At 69.0% G+C, this 18,424-nt stretch carries 15 protein-coding genes; 9 read left to right on the top strand and 6 right to left on the bottom strand.

Going from position 1 to position 18,424, the window contains the following annotated elements; genetic code table 11:
- Positions 1-2 precede the first annotated feature (2 nt).
- From K6V06_RS15820 to K6V06_RS15830, 3 genes are read right to left on the bottom strand one after another with little or no spacing between them, the layout of a single operon-like run.
- A complete protein-coding gene (locus tag K6V06_RS15820) occupies positions 3-1,157 on the bottom strand; it encodes a thiolase family protein (RefSeq protein ID WP_222244923.1) in 1,155 nt (384 codons plus the stop codon).
- Positions 1,154-1,582, bottom strand: a complete 429-nt coding sequence (locus tag K6V06_RS15825; RefSeq protein ID WP_222244925.1) for a Zn-ribbon domain-containing OB-fold protein — start codon at positions 1,580-1,582, stop codon at positions 1,154-1,156. Before K6V06_RS15825 ends, K6V06_RS15820 begins: the two co-directional genes overlap by 4 nt.
- A gap of 4 nt (positions 1,583-1,586) precedes the next feature.
- On the bottom strand, positions 1,587-2,579 hold the full coding sequence (locus K6V06_RS15830) for a tripartite tricarboxylate transporter substrate binding protein (RefSeq protein WP_222244927.1): 993 nt from the start codon (positions 2,577-2,579) through the stop codon (positions 1,587-1,589).
- A gap of 283 nt (positions 2,580-2,862) precedes the next feature.
- Between K6V06_RS15830 and K6V06_RS15835 the strand changes: the two genes are divergently transcribed.
- The 6 genes from K6V06_RS15835 to K6V06_RS15860 all read left to right on the top strand — a co-directional run bounded on the left by K6V06_RS15835 (position 2,863) and on the right by K6V06_RS15860 (position 10,419).
- Entirely contained in the window at positions 2,863-3,696 is an 834-nt protein-coding gene (locus K6V06_RS15835; RefSeq protein WP_222244928.1) for an IclR family transcriptional regulator, read from the top strand.
- A gap of 119 nt (positions 3,697-3,815) precedes the next feature.
- Entirely contained in the window at positions 3,816-4,964 is a 1,149-nt protein-coding gene (locus K6V06_RS15840) for an acyl-CoA dehydrogenase family protein (protein WP_222244929.1), read from the top strand.
- A gap of 100 nt (positions 4,965-5,064) precedes the next feature.
- Positions 5,065-7,260 carry an acetate--CoA ligase family protein gene (locus K6V06_RS15845; protein ID WP_222244930.1) on the top strand — a complete coding sequence of 732 codons (2,196 nt, stop codon included), beginning with the start codon at positions 5,065-5,067 and terminating at the stop codon, positions 7,258-7,260.
- The gene (locus tag K6V06_RS15850) at positions 7,257-8,417 is read left to right on the top strand and encodes a CaiB/BaiF CoA-transferase family protein (RefSeq protein ID WP_222244931.1); all 1,161 of its coding nucleotides are present in this window, start codon (positions 7,257-7,259) and stop codon (positions 8,415-8,417) included. The genes K6V06_RS15845 and K6V06_RS15850 overlap by 4 nt, the downstream gene beginning before the upstream one ends.
- Entirely contained in the window at positions 8,414-9,457 is a 1,044-nt protein-coding gene (locus K6V06_RS15855) for a nitronate monooxygenase family protein (RefSeq protein WP_222244932.1), read from the top strand. The genes K6V06_RS15850 and K6V06_RS15855 overlap by 4 nt, the downstream gene beginning before the upstream one ends.
- Positions 9,454-10,419 (top strand): nitronate monooxygenase family protein, encoded by a 966-nt coding sequence (locus tag K6V06_RS15860; RefSeq protein ID WP_222244933.1) that lies wholly within the window; start codon positions 9,454-9,456, stop codon positions 10,417-10,419. Before K6V06_RS15855 ends, K6V06_RS15860 begins: the two co-directional genes overlap by 4 nt.
- An 8-nt stretch (positions 10,420-10,427) precedes the next feature.
- Here K6V06_RS15860 and K6V06_RS15865 read toward each other — a convergent pair whose 3' ends face one another.
- On the bottom strand, positions 10,428-11,213 hold the full coding sequence (locus tag K6V06_RS15865; RefSeq protein ID WP_222244934.1) for a hypothetical protein: 786 nt from the start codon (positions 11,211-11,213) through the stop codon (positions 10,428-10,430).
- Positions 11,214-11,507: 294 nt separating this feature from the next.
- On the opposite strand from K6V06_RS15865, the gene K6V06_RS15870 reads away from it, so the two are divergent.
- The 3 genes from K6V06_RS15870 to K6V06_RS15880 all read left to right on the top strand — a co-directional run bounded on the left by K6V06_RS15870 (position 11,508) and on the right by K6V06_RS15880 (position 14,665).
- Complete coding sequence (locus K6V06_RS15870) at positions 11,508-12,908, top strand: APC family permease (protein ID WP_222244936.1); 1,401 nt, start codon at positions 11,508-11,510, stop codon at positions 12,906-12,908.
- Positions 12,909-12,937: 29 nt separating this feature from the next.
- Positions 12,938-13,771: a class I SAM-dependent methyltransferase gene (locus K6V06_RS15875; RefSeq protein WP_222244938.1), complete on the top strand. Its 834-nt coding sequence runs from the start codon at positions 12,938-12,940 to the stop codon at positions 13,769-13,771.
- 84 nt (positions 13,772-13,855) lie between these two features.
- A complete protein-coding gene (locus tag K6V06_RS15880; protein WP_222244940.1) occupies positions 13,856-14,665 on the top strand; it encodes an exodeoxyribonuclease III in 810 nt (269 codons plus the stop codon).
- Between the two features lie 126 nt (positions 14,666-14,791).
- Here the strand turns inward: K6V06_RS15880 and K6V06_RS15885 are convergent, their stop codons facing one another.
- Entirely contained in the window at positions 14,792-16,648 is a 1,857-nt protein-coding gene (locus tag K6V06_RS15885; RefSeq protein WP_222244942.1) for a PhoX family phosphatase, read from the bottom strand.
- 258 nt (positions 16,649-16,906) lie between these two features.
- Complete coding sequence (locus tag K6V06_RS15890) at positions 16,907-18,424, bottom strand: flagellar hook-length control protein FliK (RefSeq protein WP_222244944.1); 1,518 nt, start codon at positions 18,422-18,424, stop codon at positions 16,907-16,909.

The following is an 18,424-nucleotide window of genomic DNA, read 5'->3' on the forward strand; positions in this document are numbered from 1 at the left end:
TCTCAGCGCGGGGGCGCGGCGAGCACGTGGGCGATGGCGACGGAGCCGAGGCCTATCATGTGCGCCATGCCGAGTCGCGCGCGCGAATGCTGGCGGTCGCCGGCCTCGCCGCGCAGCTGGCGCGTCAGTTCGGCGATCTGTCCGATGCCGGTCGGGCCGAGCGGGTGACCCATGCCGATCAGTCCGCCCGATGCATTGATGGCGCAGCGCCCGCCGATGGCCGATTCGCCGCGCAGCAGGTATCCGGCACCGTCGCCAGGCTCGCAGACGCCAATGGCCTCGCTGTACAGCAGTTCTTCCACCGAGAACGCGTCGTGCAGCTCCAGCAGGTCCAGGTCGCGCGGTCCGACGCCCGCCGCTTCGCAGGCAGCGGTGGCACTGCGGCGTACCAGCTCGATCGCGCCGCTGCCGTATTCCGTTTCCTCGCGCTCGCTGCCGGCGACCGAGGACAGCACGCGGATGCAGCGGTCCGCGGTGAGGCCAAGTCGGGCCATTGCCCGTCCCGAAACCAGCACCACCGCGGCGGCACCGTCGCCGCGCGGGCAGCATTGCTGCACCGTCAGGTCGCCCACGACTTTCGGCGAGGCAAGCACCTGCTGCAGCGTGCGAGGCTTGCGGAACTGCGCGAACGGGTTGCGTGCGGCGTTGCCGTGGTTCTTGACGGCGACGCCGGCCATCGCGTCGATGCCGGCGCCACGCTCGCGCAGATAGCGGCGCGCCATCATGGCGAACTTGACCGCCGGAATGGTGGCGGTGTCGGACAGGCGCTCGAGCCCGTCCTTGTTCGCCGCGCGACGGCCGTCGCCGTGCTTGTCGACGCCCACGGCGAGCACGATGTCGCTCTGGCCTACGGCGATCTCCTGGCAGGCCTGCCGGAAGGCGAACGAGCCGGATGCGGAGGCGTTTTCCACCTGGGTTACCGCCAGCCCGGTGGAGCCGAGGTGGCGCAGCATCACGCGTCCGGCCGCCATGCCGATGGAGGTAGTGCCAACGTAGGCGCTGTCCAGGTCGGCAAAGCGCAGCCCGGCATCGGCCAGCGCGGCGCGCACCGCCGTGAGGCCGAGATGGGTGTAAGGGGTGTCGCTGGGGAATTGATAGGGGTGCAGCCCGATGCCGGCGACATATACGCCGCCGTTGCCGTCGATCCATGCTGTCATTGCGGCGTCTCCTGGTTCTCGGGCACGAACACGCAGTCGAAGTGCGCGCCATCGGGGCAAGGACGGGCGATCGCCCGCAGCGTCATGCCCGGCTGCAATCCGGCTTCCGCATCGACGCCGAGCACGCCTTCCTCGACCAGGTCGCCGGCGATGCGGATGTCCCCGACGATGGCCGGTGCCGCCATGCCGGGTGCCAGCGGCACGTGCAGCGTCACGAATTCGAGCAGCGTGCCGCCGCCGCGCATGCCGATGCGAACGGCCTCCGACAACGGCGTGCCGCAGTGGCGGCAGCCGGGGGCGTTGGCGGGAAAGGTCAGGCGGCTGCAGTCCGGGCAGCGCGCATAGAAGAAGTCGAGCGAGCGACCATCGGCGGCGAGCCGGTACAGCGTAGGTCGCAGGGGTTGGAGCGAGGCTGGTATCGACATGGCGCTACTCCAGGGTCGCACCGGACTGGCGCACGACCTCGCGCCAGCGGATCATTTCCGACTTCACCATCGAACCGAGCCGTTCGTCACGCACGTCCTTCAGTGGCGTGCTGCCGAATTTCTCGGTGATCGCGCGCATCTCCGGCGAGGCAATCGCCCGTGCGATCTCGTCGCCGAGCTTGCGCGCGATCTCCGGCGGGGTCTTCGCGGGCAGGAACACGGCGCTCCATGCCGTCGACTCGGCGCCCGGATAGCCGAGCTCCGCGACGGTGGCGACCTGCGGGGCAATCGACAGCCGCGCTTTCGCCGTGACCGCGAGCGGCCGCAGCTTGCCGCTCTCGATCATCGGCATCACCACCATCGGGTAGTCGAACATCACGTCCACATTGCCCGCGACCAGGTCGTTGAGGGCCGGGTTGCTGCCCTTGTAGGGCACGTGGGTCATCTTGATGCCGGCTGCCTTCTGGAACAGCTCGGCGGTCAGATGGGTGCCCGTGCCCGGACCGGCCGAGCCGAAATTGACCTTGCCCGGATTGGCCTTGGCATACGCCACCAACTCCGCCACCGACTGGAACGGACGCGCGGGGTTGACGACCAGGATCAGCGGCGTGGCCGAGAGCGCGTGGACGGGCACGAAGTCCGTCACGGGGTCGTAGCGCAGGTTCTTGTACAGCGCCAGGTTGGCCGCGTGCGTACCCTGCGTGCCGTAGATCATGGTGTAGCCGTCCGGCGGCTGGCGCGAAGCCGATTCGACCCCGATGGAGCCGCCCGCGCCGGGCCGATTCTCGACCACCACGCTCTGTCCGAGTTGCTCGCTCAGCTTCTTCGCGAGCATGCGCGAGACGTTGTCGGTGATGCCGCCCGGCGTGAACGGGACGACGAACGTGATCGGCTTGCTCGGCCACGTGGATGCGATGGCCGCTGGCGCCAACGACGCCATGCCCAGCGCGCCGGCCGCCGCCAGGCCGCGCAACAGCGCCCGTCTCAGGATGTCCATGCGTGTCTCCTCGTTGTTTTTTGCCTTCCGGTGCGGATCCGATGCACGCGCATGCCGGGCATCGGCGCGGTCCCACGTCTTCTTCAAGCTACGACAGGTCGCAATATAGGACGATATTTCGGAGATAGCCACAGAAACGATCCTTTTGGGGGGCGAGCGTTTACCCGAGGAGGAAATGCGCAAAGGAATGCACTATGGTGGCTCTGGAGGCGAGATCGGACGCAAGGGTGCGACGCAGGCGATCGCTATAATCCGTGGACATTTACGAAATTTCGGAGAACGTATGCCTTCGCTCGTACCCGCCGCCGCACGCACCATGGGGCTGCTCGAAGTGTTCGCCCGCGAGCGCCGCGAGCTGTCGAACTCGGACCTGGCCAGACTGATGGACCTGCCGGAAACCAGCTGCTCCGACTTGCTGCATACCCTGCACGAACTGGGCTACCTGGTGCGAACGGCGCGCAGCCGGCGCTTCTATCCGACCGCGCGGCTGCTGGCAATTGCAAGGGATATCTCGTCCAGCGACCCGCTGTTCGCGATCGGCAGCGAGGCGTGCGAGCTGCTGCGCGACAAGACTGGCGAGACCGGGCTGTTTGGCCGCGTTGAGGGGGGCGTGGTACGGGTGCTGGCTTTCACCGAGGGCCGTCATCCGCTGCGCTACATGCAGAACGTTGGCGACAAGCTGGCGTTGCACGTGTCCGCGCTGGGCAAGGCGATCCTGGCGCTGGGCTCGCCCGAGGAAGCGGCGCGGCAGCTGCGGCTCAAGCCGCTGAAGGCCATCGCGCCGGGGACGATCACCGATCTGGGCAAGCTCGAGGCGCAGGTCGAGCGCGCGAGACGCGACGGCTGGATCTGGGTGGAGAACGAAGGCGGCGACGGGCTGGGCGCATTCGCGGTGGCCGGTTACATCGGCGGGGAGCCGCTGGCACTGTCGGTGGCCGGGCCGGTGGACCGGCTGCGTGCGAATCGCCAGTCGGTACTGCAGGCGTTGCAGGAAGTACGGGCGATCGTGTTTCGCAACGAGGTGGGCGAAGCGCTGGAGCCGGCATCGCCGTCCACGGGCGGGCGCGCACCGCGTCGGGGGACAGCGACGAGGGCGCGGCGGGTATCGACGGTGTAGTTGCCCCGCCGGGCCGGGCCAGCGTCGGACAGGAAGTCGAACGAATACCAGGGCAAGGGGCGGCGTGCGCCGGCACGTGGCCAACCACAAGAACGGCATCACGCCGACAGGAGACACCCATGCATTTCGTGCTGAACGACGAGCAGGCCATGCTGCGCGACAGCGTCCGCCGCTTCATGAAAGGCGAGGTCGCACCGCTGGTCGCCCAACATGACCGCGCGCATACCTTCCCTTTCGAGATCCTGCCCGCGCTGGCGCAGTTCGGCTATATCGGCGGCCGCCTGCCGGAAGAGGACGGCGGCATGGGGCTGGACCACATGACGTGGGCGATGCTGATGGAGGAGGCCGGCTATACCTGGCTGTCGCTTCGCACCATGCTGAACATCACCAACGGCAGCATCCTCAAACTGGCCAGCGAGGGCACGCCCGAACAGAAGGAGAGGTACCTGGCGCCGCTGCTGCGCTCGGAGCGCCGCTGCTGCACGGCGATCTCGGAGCCCGGCACGGGCTCGAACATCGCGCAGATCCAGACCCGCGCCGATCGCGACGGCGACAGCTATGTGCTCAATGGCCGCAAGCTGTGGATCACCAACGGCGCCTTTGCCGACTTCGCCATCGTGGTCGCGCGCACCTTCAGCCCCGATTGCGACGGGCAACTGTCGACCTTCATCGTCGAGCGCGAGGTGTCCCCCTACGAGGTACGGCGCGTGGAGACCATGGTGCTGCGCAGTACCGGCACGGCGGAGCTGGGCTTCGACAACGTGCGCATTCCGCGCGAAAACCTGCTGGGCCCGGAAGGCAGCGCCCTCAAGCGAATGCTCAAGGGACTGGACGCCGCCCGCGTCAATATCGCCATGGGCGCCGTCGGCGCGGCGCAGGCCGCGCTGGACCTGTCGATCGACTATGCGCGCACCCGCACCCAGTTCGGCCGGCCCATCGGCAGCTTCCAGCTGGTGCAGAAGCACATCGTCGACATGACGATCCGCGTGGAGGCCGCACGTGCGCTCGGCATGCGTGCGGCCGCGGCGCTGGATGCCGATCACGACGCGCGCACCGCCGCGTCGATTGCCAAGCTCTACGCGACCGAAGCCGCGCATGAAGTCGCCGACATGGCATTGCAGGTGCATGGCGGGCTGGGCTACGCGACCGACTATCCGATCGAGCGGATCTTCCGCGACACGCGCGGCGGCACCATCCCCGAGGGCACCACCGAAGTGCAGACGCTGATCGTCGGCCGGGAAATCCTCGGCATCTCTGCCATCGCCTGAGCGCCACCGCAGCCGCGCATCCCCTGTACGCGCCTTCTTGCGCGCGCCGCCCAACCCTTGCCCGGTACCGATATCCGGGCCGTCTTCCGGAGCGCATGCCATGACCGCCGGCACGACCGACCTTTCCCGTCTCATCCACCCCCGCTCCATCGCCCTGGTGGGCGCATCCGACCGCGCGACCAGCATCGGCGAGCGGACCATGACCAATCTGCTGGCGCATTCGCGCTTTGACGGCGACATCTGGCTCGTCAACCCCGGCAAGACCGAGCTCGCGGGGCGCCGCTGCTGGCCCAGCGTGGCGGCGTTGCCCGCGACGCCCGATGTCGCCGTGGTGGTGGTGCCCGCCGCGGGTGTGCTCGAGGTCCTGGAACAATGCGGCGCGCGCGGCGTGCGCTTTGCCATCGTGCTCAGCTCCGGCTTTGGCGAGACCGGTCCTGACGGCGAGCGGGCCCAGCAGCAGATGCAGGCCATCGCGGCGCGTACCGGCATGCGGCTGTACGGCCCCAACTGCCCGGGCCTGACCAACGTCAATGCGCAGCTTGGCCTGACCTTCTCGCCGTCGTTCCCGCATGACCTGGTCCAGGGGCCGATCGGCCTGGCGACGCAGGGCGGCGGGCTGGGGCGCAACGTGATGCAGGCGATGGAGCGCGGCATCGGCATCGGGCTGTGGGCGTCCACCGGCAACGAGGTGGACCTGCAGGTGGCCGACTTCATTGGCTACATGGCCGATGCGCCGGATATCAAGGTCATCGCCACGCTGCTTGAAGGAATCAAGGACGGCGCGCGCTTCGTCGCGGCCGTGCAGCGCGCGGCGGCGAACGGCAAGCCGGTGGTGGCACTGAAGGTGGGCCGCTCGGAGTATGGACGGCGGGCGGCGCAATCGCACACCGCGTCGCTGACCGGTTCGGCCGAAGTCAACAGCGCGGTATTTCGCCAGCTTGGCGTCATCGAAGTCCACGACATCGACGAACTGGTCGATACGGCCTGGCTGCTGGCGCGGGCGTTGCCGCAGGGCCGCGACGCGCTGGCGGTCTATTGCTCGTCGGGCGGCACCTCGGCACTGACCGCCGATGCAGTCGGCGCGGAGGGGCTGACGCTGGCGAGTTTCGCCACGGCGACCACGGAGACGCTGCGTGCAAGCCTGCCGGACTACGCCGCCATCGGCAACCCGGTCGATACGACAGCGGTGGTGCTGAGCGACGCGACGGTAGTGGAAAAGACGCTCGGCGCCGTCGCGGCCGATCCCAATGTCGGCCTGGTGGTGCTGCCCATTACGCTTGACTACGGCGAGACCACCACGCGGATGGCGCAGAACATCGTCAATGCACAGGCGCGTACCGCCACGCCGATCCTGCCGATCTGGATGAGCGACCGGCTCGGCGATGGCTATCGGGTACTGGTCGAGCATGGCTTTGCGCCGCCGCGCACGGTGAACAAGGCGATTACCGCGGTGAGGCGCTGGGTGGAGTACGGCCGATGGCGCGCACGGCAAGGGCGGGCCCCGTCCGGGGCGCCGGCGCCGCGCCTGCCGACGGTGCCGTCCGAACCGCGCCAGATCGCTGGCAGCGGCGATACGGCGGCCGTGACGCGGCGGGCCCTGACCGAGGCCGAGGCCAAGCACCGGCTGCGGCAGCATGGCATCGCACTGCTGCCGTTCGAGGTGGCGCGCTCCGCGGAGGAGGCGGTCCGCATTGCCACCGGGTTCGGCTATCCGGTGGTCGCCAAGATCGCCAGCGCGGACATCCTGCACAAGTCCGACATCGGTGGCGTGCGCATTGGCCTTGCCGATGCGGCCGCGGTGCACGAGGCGTTCGAGAGCATCGGCGCCGCGGCGAGAGCGCATTGTCCGGATGCCCGCATCGACGGCGTGCTGATCGAGAAGATGGCGCCAGCCGGCGGCATCGAGCTGATGGTGGGCGTGACGCGCGACCCGGTCTTCGGCCACGTCATGACCTTCGGGCTTGGCGGCATCCATGTCGAGATCCTGCGCGACGTGTCGCGGCGGATGCTGCCATTGCAGGCAGGGGAGGCCGCGGCGCTGGTCCGCGAGATCCGCGCGTTTCCCTTGCTCGCCGGTGCCCGCGGCCGCCCGCCGGCGGACCTGTCCGGGCTGGAGGCGCTGCTGATGCAGGTGTCGCGCTTCGTTGCCGACAATGCCGGCTGGATCGAGGAGATGGATCTGAACCCGGTCTGGGTCGATACGGTGGCCGGCGGCCAGAGCCGTGGCGCGATGCCGCTGGACGCGGTGATCGTCGAGCGGCGGCCGGATGGCACGGCGACGGGAGCCGGCGCATGAGCGACGACACCACCGCAACGGTCGCCGCCCACAACGCCCCCCATGCCGCGCATGCCCCGCTGCATGGCGTCAGCGTGCTCGACTTCAGCGAGCTGCTGCCGGGACCGTTCTTCACGCAGAACCTGGCCGAGCTGGGTGCGCACGTGCTCAAGATAGAACGGCCCCCGCATGGGGACAATGTTCGGCGCATGGGTCCCGGCGTGTTCGCCGCGGTCAACCGTGGCAAGCACAGCCTGCTCGCCGACCTGAAGGACGACGGGCAACGCGAACAGATTCTCGCGCGGGTGGCGCAGGCCGATATCCTGGTCGAGTCGTATCGGCCGGGCGTCATGGCGCGCCTGGGCATGGACGCGGCCACGCTCTGCGGCCGGTTTCCACGGCTGATCTACGTGTCGCTGAGCGGCTACGGCCAGCACGGCCCGTGGGCGCAGTTGCCCGGTCATGACATCAACTACCTGGCCGCATGCGGCACGCTGGCGGTATCCGGTGCCGCGGGGGCGGACGACGAGCCGGCGCAGACCTTCGGTCTTCCCGTCGCGGATCTGTGCGGCGCGATGTATGCGCTGTCTGCCACGCTGGCGGCGCTGGTCCAGCGCGCGCACACCGGCCGCGGCCAGTATCTCGATGTGGCGCTGGCCGACTGCACGCTGCACTGGATGAATGCGCGCTTCGGCGCATGGAAGGGCGCGGGGGCCGATACGCTGGCGTCGCAGCGGGCGATGGCGCAGGTCAAGCCGGCCTATGGCGCCTTCCGCTGCCGCGACGGCCGCTATCTGTCGGTGGCCGCGCTGGAGGACCACTTCTGGGTGCGGCTGTGCGAGGTGCTGCCGATGGCGCCGTACGACGGCGAGCCATGGCGCGCACTGGCATTGCGCAAGCGCGATGCGGGGGCCATCAATGCGGCCCTTGGGCAGGCGCTATCGACACTGGACTGCGACGCCGCGTTCGCGCGGCTGGCCGACGCGGACGTTCCCGCCGCTCCCGTGGTCGCACCGAACGAGGTGGCTGCGCTGCCGCAGTTCCGCGACAGGAACAAGTTCGACGGTGCCAGCCCGGATGCCACGCTGCCACTGGCGCGCTTTCCGGTGCCGATGCACGGGGTCGCGCCCGACAGCCTCGGCCTGCCGCCGGTCCTGGATAGCGCGCGGCAGCGATGACGGCCAGCACTGGCTCGGCTGCCGCGCAGCCGCCTGCGCCGTTCGCCACCCGGCTCACGCGCCTGTTCGGCATCGCGCATCCGCTGCTGGGCGGCGGCCTGATGTGGCTGTCCAGGCCGCGTTACGTTGCGGCGCTGGTCAACGCGGGCTGCATGGGGTTCCTGACGCCGCGCTCGTTCGACAGTCCGGACGCGTTCGGCGAGGCGCTGGTCCAATGCAGGGTGCTGACCGGAGGTCGCCCGTTCGGCGTCAATCTGACGCTGGCCTCCCGTCCCGGCGGAAACGACGGGGTGGTCACCGCGCTGGAACAGGCACTGGCCCATGGCGTGCGGCACTTCGAAACGGCAGGGCAAGGCCCCGGCGAACTGATCGCGCGTATCCACGAGGCGGGCGGTGTCGTCATCCACAAGGCATCGAGCCTGCGTCATGCGCTGGCGGCCGAACGCGACGGCGCCGACGCGGTGGCGCTGGTCGGCATGGAGGAAGGGGGCCATCCCGGCGCCAACGAACTGCCCACCATGCTGCTGGGCGCGCTGGCGCTGGACCGGCTGCGCGTGCCGGTCGCCGTTGGCGGCGGCATCGGGCATGGGCGCCAGCTTGCCGCGCTGCTGGCGATGGGGGTGGACGGCGCCGTCTGCGGCAGCCGCTTGCTGGTGTGCGAGGAGATCGAAGCGCACGACGCCTACAAGCGGCACCTGGTCGGTTGCGACGAGCACGCGACGGTCGCGGTGCTGCGCACGCTGGGCAATACCCTGTGCGTGCTGCGCAACGCGACCGCCGAGCTGGTAGCTGCCCGTGAACGGGCAGGCGCGCGCGACTACGCCGCCTTCGGCGATCTGCTGGACAGTCGCATCACGCGGGATCGCTGCTATGGCGAAGGGGACTGGCAGCGCGGCATGGCGTCGCTCGGTCCGGCCATCGCCTTCGCCGACCGGATCGAACCGCTGGCCGATATCGTCGCCACGCTGCTGGCGCAGGCGAGCGCCGCGCTCGATGGGCTCGACCATGTCCGTCGCACACCGTTGGGAGGCCGACCATGACCGCACTGCCCTTTCTCGATCGGCTGGCCTTGCCCGTGGTCGCCGCGCCGATGTTGCGAGTGTCCGGCATCGAGCTGGTGTCCGCCGCTTGCCGGGCCGGCATCGTCGGGGCCTTTCCCACGGCGAACTGCGCCTCGCTGGGGGAGCTGGACGGCTGGCTCGATCGCCTGCGCCGCGAGGCGCGGGAGGCCGCCGAGCGGGGGGAGCCCGTACATGGGCCGTTCTGCCCCAACCTGATCATGCGGCGGGACCCGGCGAAGCTGCGCGACGAGTTTGCGCTGATCGCCAGCTACCAGCCGCAGGTGGCGATCACCAGCGTCGGCTCGCCCGCCGCTGCCATTCCCGTGCTGCACGCGGCAGGGTGCCGCGTCCTCGCCGATGTCGCCACCCTTCACCATGCGCGCCGAGCCCTCGATGCGGGGGCCGACGGTCTGGTGCTGCTGACCGCTGGCGCCGGCGGCCACACCGGCTGGGCCAATCCCTTCGCCTTCGTGCGGGCAGTCCGGGCGTTCTTCGACGGTCCCATCATGCTGTCCGGTGGCATCAGCGACGGGGCTGGCGTCGCGGCGGCGCGGGTGCTCGGCTGCGACCTCGTCGGCATGGGGACGCGCTTCATTGGCGCGCGCGAGAGCCTGGCAAGCGACGGCTACAAGGCCATGCTGCGCGCGAGCACGCTGGACGACATTCGCACCACGCGCGCCTTTACCGGCCTGCCGGCCAACTTCCTCGTCCCGTCGATCCGGCAGACCGGGCTCGACCCGGACGCGCTCGACGAGTCGGTCACCGTGCAGCAGGCGCGCGAGCGGTTTGGCGGCGGTGCCGACGGCGTGGTGATCCGGCGCTGGCAGGACCTGTGGAGCGCCGGGCATTCCGTATCGGGCGTCACGCAGATCGAACCCGCAGCGCTCATTGTCGAGCGCTTGACCGCGCAGTATCGGCAGGCGAGGGCGAGCCGGCATTGATGCCGGCCTTAGCCCGCCAGCGTCAGCGAGACCGCGGCCGTCCCCACTCTGGCCTCATAGACGCCCGTGCGCGCGGTATCCACCGGCACGCACAAGGTTCCGGTGGTCACCACCGCGCCCTCCGGAATCGTCTGCCGCTGCAAGGCCAGTTGCTTCCACAGGAACGATAGCGACAGGAACGGTTGCGTGCGGTCGTCGCCGGACAGCGACTGCGCGACGCGCTCGCCGTCGCGCCAGATACCCGCGTCCTCGTCGTACAGCATCCCTTGCGCAAACGGCACGATGTCGCCGAGCACCAGCGCATGGAAGCCGACGTTGTCGGCGACGAAGCTGGCTTGTCCGACCGCCTTGCGGTCATGGAAGCGGCTGTACACCACCTCCATGGCCACATGCGCCCCGGCGATCATCGTCCCGATGTCCAGCGCTTCGTCGGCCGGCGAAATCTCGCGCACGAAACGGAAGGCGATTTCCGCCTCCAGCGTCATGGCGGTGCCGACCGGCAATTGCAGGCTGCTGCCCGACGGAATGACCCGGGACGGAATCAGGCATCCCGTCACGGGTGCCGCCGGCAGTTCGCCGCGCAGCCCGCGCGGCGAGGCCCCGGCGATCTTCCAGCCGCAATGGCCTTCCCCGATTCGCTCGACCATCACCGCTTGCGCGGCGTAGCCCTGCTCCAGTGACGCTGGACGCTCCTGCTCAGGCAACGCCGTCAGCCGCTCGCCGGTGTTCCAGGCGGTGGCGAGGCGCTCGCCGGCGGGGGTCGGATTCCAGGAAGGGGCGATCGGTTGTTGCATTCGTGCATGTCCTTGAAAGTGGGAGAGTCCTCGCGGGCGGCGGCAGTCACCCTTGTCGTCGCGCACCGCAGAGGTGCAAAAGATACTTCCGGCCTTCCCGCCAGGCCGCGGCCGGGAAAGCAGCAGGAACTCCGCAGTAACGCCGCGCTCCACATGCTATCCGTCGCCCCGGGGACGAATCCGGCGCATGTTGCTCTGGCGATGCTTTCGGTTGTTTCCTATTGTAGACAGCTCAGGCCGTCGCACTTTTCGAGTGTCGATCTCGGCCTGTAGCGAGACCTCAGCGGAGGGTGGATGGACCAACACAAAGAAAGCAGGCCGCAGGGCATCCTGTCGGTATTCGACGCGGTGGTCATCATGGTCGGCCTCGTCATCGGCGTCGGGATTTTTCGCACGCCCTCCATCGTCGCCGCCAATGTCTCCTCGGAGGCGATGTTCATCCTGGTCTGGCTGGCCGGTGGGCTGGTGACGCTGGTCGGTGCGCTCTGCTATGCCGAGCTCTCCTCTGCCCATCCCGATACGGGCGGCGAATATCACTTCCTTTCGCGTGCCTATGGCAAGCCGGTAGCGATGCTGTTCGGCTGGGCGCGCTGCACCGTGATCCAGACCGGCGCCATCGCCGCCGTTGCCTTCATGCTGGGCGACTACCTTGCCCAGCTCTTTCCGCTGGGACCCTATGGCGCCGCCATCTACGCGGCCCTGTCGGTGGCCGCGCTGACCGCCGTCAATGTGGTCGGTACGGTGGAGGGCAAGAACCTGCAGGTGGTGGTGACGTTCATCGAAGTCGCGGCGATCGCGGCCATCATCCTGTTCGGGCTGTTCGGCACGCCCGGCGCCGCGCAGGCGCCGGCCGCCGCCGGGGCGGGCGCGTCGCAAGGGGCGGCACTGGGCATGGCGATGATCTTCGTGCTGCTGACCTATGGCGGCTGGAACGAGGCGGCCTATCTGACCGGCGAGCTGAAGGACGCGCCGCGCAACATCGCCCGTGTGCTGGCACTGGGCACGCTGATCCTGGTGGCGCTGTACACGCTCGCCAATCTGGCGCTGCTGTCGATCCTCGGTCTGGACGGGCTGCGCGGGTCGAGCGCGGTGGCGGCCGACATGATGCGCGCGGTGGCCGGACCGACGGGCGAGAAGGTGGTGACGATCGCCATCGTGGTGGCGGCCATCTCCACGCTGAATGCGACCATCTTCACCGGCTCGCGCGTCTTCTACGCGATGGCACGCGACATGACGGTGATGCGCTGGGTGGGCATCTGGAATGGCCGCGGCAAGACGCCCGCCAACGGCCAGATCGCGCAGGGGCTGATCGCGCTGGCGCTGATCGCGCTGGGTGCGGTGACACGGGACGGCTTCAAGGCGATGGTCGACTACACCGCGCCCGTGTTCTGGGGCTTCCTGCTGCTGGTCGGCCTGTCGCTGTTCGTGCTGCGCTGGCGCGAGCCGCATCGCGTGCTGCCGTATCGGGTGCCGCTTTACCCCATCACGCCGATCGTCTTCTGCCTGACCTGCCTGTACATGCTGTATGCCAGCGTGATGTACACCGGCACCGCCGCGCTGATCGGCATCGCGGTGCTGGTGGCGGGCGCGCCGATCCTGCTGTTCCGCCGCAAGGGCGAGCAGCCCGGACAGGAACCGGAGCGCGCGCTGGAGCGCCAGCCCGCTCGCCGCGCCGCTGATGCCGACCCGATCTGATGTCCCCACCAATCGACAGGAGAGTATCGATGTCAACCAAGCACAGGGCCGTTGCCGTTACGCTGATGCTGGCTTGCACGGTCGCATGGAACCCGGTCGCCACCGCCCAGACCGGCACCGCCCCGACCTCCACCTACAAGCCCTCGGTGGGGCAGGCAGGCAAGGATGTGGTCTGGGTGCCCACTTCGCAGGCGCTGGTCGACCGCATGCTCGACATGGCCAAGCTCACGCCGCAGGACCGGCTGGTGGACCTCGGTTCGGGCGATGGCCGCACCGTCATCACGGCGGCCAAGCGCGGCGCGACTGCCCGGGGCATCGAGTACAACCCGGACATGGTGGCAATTTCCCGCCAGGCCGCCAAGGCGGAGGGCGTCTCGAAGCGCGCCACCTTCGAGCAGGCCGACATCTTCCAGTCGGACTTCTCGGACGCGACCGTGGTCACGCTGTTCCTGCTGCCCAGCCTGAATGTCCGCCTGCGCCCGACGATCCTGGAGATGAAGCCGGGCACCCGCGTGGTGTCGAACAGCTTCGACATGGGGGAATGGGAGCCGGACGAGACCGCCCAGGTCTCGCAGGGATGCTCCGGCCATTGCGTCGCCTACAAGTGGATCGTCCCCGCCAAGGTGGGCGGCACCTGGCGCGTCGATGGCAAGGAGCTGGTGTTGACGCAGACCTTCCAGAAGGTCGAGGGCACGCTGCGCGACGGCAACGGCGCGGTGCCGATCCGCGAAGGGCGGCTGGAAGGCACTCGAATCGCCTTCCAGGTGGGTGACAAGCGCTTTACCGGCGAGGTCAACGGCAAGGCCATGCAGGGCAAGCTGACGGACGGTTCGTACTGGAGCGGAACGCTGGTCGGTCAATGACGGTGGGCGCTGTCGGCGCACGACCGATGGCGCAAGGGACGCCCCTGCACCGATACTGAGCAAAACCGGGTGAAGGGAGACGGCATGCCGAAGCTCAGAATCGCGACCTTCAATATCAACGGGATCCGTGCGCGCCTGCCGGCGCTGCTGCAATGGCTGGAGCGCGAGGCGCCGGATGTCGCGTGCCTGCAGGAACTGAAGACGACCGACGACGCCTTCCCGATCGAGGCGATCCGCGCGGCCGGGTACGACGCGATCTGGCAGGGCGAGAAGTCATGGAACGGGGTCGCGATCCTGGCCCGGGGAGCGCAGCCGGTGGAAAGCCGGCGCGGCCTGCCCGGTGACCCGAACGATCGCCAGAGCCGCTATATCGAGGCGGCGGTGGAAGGGGTGCTGATCGGCTGCTTCTACCTGCCCAACGGCAATCCGCAGCCCGGGCCGAAGTTCGACTACAAGCTGGCATGGTTCGAGCGCTTGCTGCGCCATGCTCAGGGCTTGCTCGACAGCGGCCATCCCGTGGTGCTGGCCGGCGACTACAACGTGGTGCCGACCGACGAGGACATCTACAACCCGCGCTCGTGGCGCAAGGATGCGCTGCTGCAGCCGGAAAGCCGCGAATGCTATGCAAGGCTGCTGGCGCAGGGCTGGACCGATGCGCTGCGCACGCGCTATCCGGACGAGCGCATCTATACCTTCTGGGACTACTTCCGCCAGCACTGGCAGACCGACTCCGGGCTGCGGATCGACCATCTGCTGCTCAGCCCGTCGCTGGCGCCGGGTTTGCGCGATGCGGGCGTGGACAAATGGGTCCGCGGCGAGCCGCATGCGAGCGACCATGCGCCGACCTGGATCGAGCTGGAGACGAAGCCGGGCGGGCGCAAGCGCAAGAGCTGATTGCCGCAAGCGTCGTCCAATGAAAAACGGCCCGCCGGTCTTTCGACTGGCGGGCCGTTTCTCTTGCCCGTGGTCGGCAGGGACCGTTTGCCGCGGTCCCTGCCCGGATCGATCACGCGCGATCGATCAGGCGCCGATCGGCAGACCGTCCTTGTGGCGAACCACGATGGTCGACGAGCGAGCCGGCAGGTCAGCGCTCGGCCACTGGTTGGTCGGGTGCTGGATGTTGATGAAGAAGGTGGTCAGGTCCGGCGTGTAGGCAATGCCGGTGATCTCGCAACCCTGCGGACCCACCAGGAAGCGCTTGCATTCGCGGGTTTCCTGATCGACGTAGTGCATCGAGTTGGCACCGAAGATGTCGGTCGTGCTGGCGCCCGTGCCGGCATCGGTCTGCACCCACAGACGGCCCTTCGGATCGACACGGATGCCGTCCGGGCTGGAGAAGGTGTCGCCGACGATGTTGCCCTTCAGGTTGTCGGCAGCCAGCGACGGGTCGCCGGCCAGCAGGAAGATCTCCCACTTGAACGACGTGGCCAGCGGCGAATTGCCGTCTTCCGTCCAGCGAATGATGTGGCCGTGCGGGTTGGTGGCGCGCGGGTTGGCCGCATCGGTCTGACGACGGCCGCCGTTGTTGGTCAGCGTGCAGAACACCGCCTTGTCCAGGCCCACGGTGATCCACTCCGGACGGTCCATCAGCGTGCCGCCAGCGACGCGAGCCGCGCGGTGCGTGTTCAGCAGAACGTCGGCCTGCGAGTTGAAGTCGAAGGTCGTCGGGGCCGGGCTCACGGCCGACTGCGTCCAGTTGCCCGGGTCGCTGGCGCCGACCGTCAGGTTGTTCTTGCCCTGCGTCAGTTCGATCCACTGGCCGGTGCCGTCGCCGTTGAACTTGGCCACGTACAGCACGCCGTCGTCCAGCAGGCCGAGGTTGGCGGCGCGATTGGCCGGATCGAACGCCTTGTTCGGCACGAACTTGTAGATGCAGCCCGGGGTGCCGTCATCGCCCATGTAGAACGCCACGCGGTTGTTGGCGTCGGTCATGAAGGCGGTGTTCTCGTGCGAGAAGCGGCCCATCGCGGTGCGCTTGGTCGGCGCGCCCAGTTCGTTCAGCGGATCGATCTCGACCACCCAGCCATAGCCCTCGTCGGGCTTGGTGGTGTCCAGATAGTTGTCGGTGGTTTCTTCGCAGGTCAGGTACGTGCCCCACGGCGTATGGCCGCTCGAGCAGTTGTTCAGCGTGCCGACCACCGAGGTGCCGACCACACTGGCGGCCGGGCCGCTGACGCGATACAGCGAGTTGCCGGTGTAGCGCTTGTTGTAGCGCGAATCGCGCTTGACTTCCCACTTGCCGTCAACGAACTGCACTTCGATGATCGACACGCCGACGTGCGACAGCGCCAGGCGCTTCTGCTCGGCGGTGGCAGTGGCTTCGTCGTAGTCCACGCCGCGCCCGAACAGGATGTCGCTGTCCAGGTTCTCGTGGTTGATCGCCAGCAGGCCGCCCTTGAGGGGATCGACGCCGGGGATCTCGAAGAAATGCATGCCGTCGTGCTGGCCGCCAGCCAGACGCTCGGTTTCCGCCGAGCTCAGCGGGGTGCCGGTGTAGCCGACGGAACCGATCTCGACGGGGTCGCCGGCGGAGAACAGCACCTGAACGGTGTAGTTCTCCGGCACGGTCACGGTGTCGGCGGTGATCTTGTCGCCAACCGGGGTGAAGCGGATGCTGTAGTCCAGCGGAGCCGGCTCGACCGGGCCCGGAGCCGGTGCGGGCGCCGGTGCCGGCGTGTTGTCGTCATCGCCGCCGCACGCTGCCAGCAGGCTGGTGGAACCGAAAACCGAAAGCAGCGACAGGCTCAGACCGCCGCGGAGCACCTTGCGGCGCTCCGGATTGGCAGCGACGATATCCTCGAGCATCTTGCCCGGAACGGTGACATAGCCTTCGGCGGCGCGGCGCTTTGCGCGCGCCTTATCGGTGAGATAAGACATGAGTGGGGACTCCCTAGTTGGCTTCTTGGTTGCCGCATCGGTTCGCATCGACCAAGGCGGCAATGCAGATTGACGGCGAAGCGAATGCTAGGGGTGCTTCATGACCGGATGATGAAACAATGACTTGTTCATGTCCGGGAGAGGGAGAACACCGGAAGAGTATCGGGTGCTGACGGTTTGCTCCCCTCTCCCGCAAGGCGGGAGAGGGGCCGGGGGAGAGGGCAAGCGGGCGCATCGACCCGCTCCCAACCCCTTCAATCAAGCAAACGTATCCACTTCACCCTGCGGCAACCGCGAGGTCGCCACGGAAGCTGCCGGCACGTCCGCTACGCTCTCGCTGCCGGCGACCGAACTCCACGCCGGACCCGAGCCGCGTTGTCCATTCTGCTGCTGCCCCTGTCCTGCCTGGCCGGCAAACTGCTGCTCGGCGCCGACCGAGGTCTGGCCCAGCTGGATGCCCGAATCCGCCAGCGCGTTGCGCAGCTGCGGCAGCGCGGCTTCGATCGCGGCGCGCACGCTGGCGTGCGACGAGACGAACTGCGCCTGGGCCTGATCGTCCGCCACATTGAGGACGATCTTCAGCGGGCCGAGATCGGGCGGGTTCAATTGCAGCTCGGCGGTGTGGTTGCCCTGGGTGGTGAACCGCACCATCTGCTGGCTCAACGCCTGAGGCCAGTCGCTGGCGCCCACGCGCGGCGACAGCACGCCATGGCGGACCGCCTGCGCATCCTGGGTGCCGGTGTCCGTTGCGATCGCGGCGTTCAGCACGGAAACCGCGTCGGTACGGGCATCGGCGGGGCCGGCGGGCGCCTCTGCCGGCTGGCTGGCCGCGATGGCGGCCTGCAGCGCGGCGTTGGCGGACGGCGCGGCGGCCGGCGTTGCCGGGGCGGCCGCGCGCAGCGCCTGTGCATCGTGGCGCGCCGCCTGGCCGTCGGCCTGGCCACCTGTGGTCTGGCCGGACGTTGCCGTATCGGCGGCGACGGCGTTCTTCAGCAGGCCGTCGAAGGTGGCGGCGGGCTTGCCGCTGTCGGCCGTGCGGCTCGCGGCGTCGGCTGCGGCGTCGTGCTGGGGCAACAGGCTTTGCAGGTCCGCCAGCGCCGCTTCGGCGTCCGGCTTCGCGCCGGTAGCCGCTTCAGGTGCCGGCGCGGCGAGCGCCGCCCGTTGCGACGCGATGGTCTGCAAGGTATCGGCGGCAAGCGCGGAGGGATCCGCCACAGGGGGCGTGCCTGCCGCCGCCGCGCCGGCTGCGCCTGCGGCGAGCGTCGTGGCGGTATTGGCGCCCGCGGCGCCGTCGGCGCCCGTAACCGCCGCACCTGCGGCCTGTGCCGGCGTTGCCGGCAGTCCGAACAGGGCGGCAAGCAGCGCCGCCTCGGCGGAGCCTGCTTCGGCGGTCGTGCTCTCGTCTTCCGGCGAAGTGGGGCCGGTCCCGCTGTCGGCAACGGCGCTGGCTGCCTCGGCCGAGTTGTCCGCCGGCTTCGCAACGGCTTGCGCCGAGGCGTCCTGCTTTTTGCCGTCCGCGCGATCCGCGCTGGCGGGCTGCTCGCTCTTCCCGGCGTCCTTGCCGGCAGGGGCGGTGGAGGGCTTGCTGTCGACGGCGTCCTTGCGCGTTGCCTGCGAGGACCCGGCTTGCGCCAGGTTGCCGGCATCCTGCTGGGCTGCGCCGCGAGCGCGCACCAGCGCGTTGCCGAAGTCGCCACCCGACGGGGTTTGCGCTGCGGCGGCACGGCCGCTGTCAGGGCGGGCAGCGCCGCTGCCGAGGATCTGGCTGATATCCAT

Origin of the sequence: Cupriavidus sp. AU9028 (assembly GCF_019795295.1) — a bacterium.
Taxonomy (GTDB): domain Bacteria; phylum Pseudomonadota; class Gammaproteobacteria; order Burkholderiales; family Burkholderiaceae; genus Cupriavidus.

Bases quoted from the DNA above. Each gene is read 5' to 3' on its own strand.
- K6V06_RS15820 (WP_222244923.1), bottom strand. From the start codon at position 1,157: ATGACAGCATGGATCGACGGCAACGGCGGCGTATATGTCGCCGGCATC.
- K6V06_RS15825 (WP_222244925.1), bottom strand. From the start codon at position 1,582: ATGTCGATACCAGCCTCGCTCCAACCCCTGCGACCTACGCTGTACCGG.
- K6V06_RS15830 (WP_222244927.1), bottom strand. From the start codon at position 2,579: ATGGACATCCTGAGACGGGCGCTGTTGCGCGGCCTGGCGGCGGCCGGC.
- K6V06_RS15835 (WP_222244928.1), top strand. From the start codon at position 2,863: ATGCCTTCGCTCGTACCCGCCGCCGCACGCACCATGGGGCTGCTCGAA.
- K6V06_RS15840 (WP_222244929.1), top strand. From the start codon at position 3,816: ATGCATTTCGTGCTGAACGACGAGCAGGCCATGCTGCGCGACAGCGTC.
- K6V06_RS15845 (WP_222244930.1), top strand. From the start codon at position 5,065: ATGACCGCCGGCACGACCGACCTTTCCCGTCTCATCCACCCCCGCTCC.
- K6V06_RS15850 (WP_222244931.1), top strand. From the start codon at position 7,257: ATGAGCGACGACACCACCGCAACGGTCGCCGCCCACAACGCCCCCCAT.
- K6V06_RS15855 (WP_222244932.1), top strand. From the start codon at position 8,414: ATGACGGCCAGCACTGGCTCGGCTGCCGCGCAGCCGCCTGCGCCGTTC.
- K6V06_RS15860 (WP_222244933.1), top strand. From the start codon at position 9,454: ATGACCGCACTGCCCTTTCTCGATCGGCTGGCCTTGCCCGTGGTCGCC.
- K6V06_RS15865 (WP_222244934.1), bottom strand. From the start codon at position 11,213: ATGCAACAACCGATCGCCCCTTCCTGGAATCCGACCCCCGCCGGCGAG.
- K6V06_RS15870 (WP_222244936.1), top strand. From the start codon at position 11,508: ATGGACCAACACAAAGAAAGCAGGCCGCAGGGCATCCTGTCGGTATTC.
- K6V06_RS15875 (WP_222244938.1), top strand. From the start codon at position 12,938: ATGTCAACCAAGCACAGGGCCGTTGCCGTTACGCTGATGCTGGCTTGC.
- K6V06_RS15880 (WP_222244940.1), top strand. From the start codon at position 13,856: ATGCCGAAGCTCAGAATCGCGACCTTCAATATCAACGGGATCCGTGCG.
- K6V06_RS15885 (WP_222244942.1), bottom strand. From the start codon at position 16,648: ATGTCTTATCTCACCGATAAGGCGCGCGCAAAGCGCCGCGCCGCCGAA.
- K6V06_RS15890 (WP_222244944.1), bottom strand. From the start codon at position 18,424: ATGGATATCAGCCAGATCCTCGGCAGCGGCGCTGCCCGCCCTGACAGC.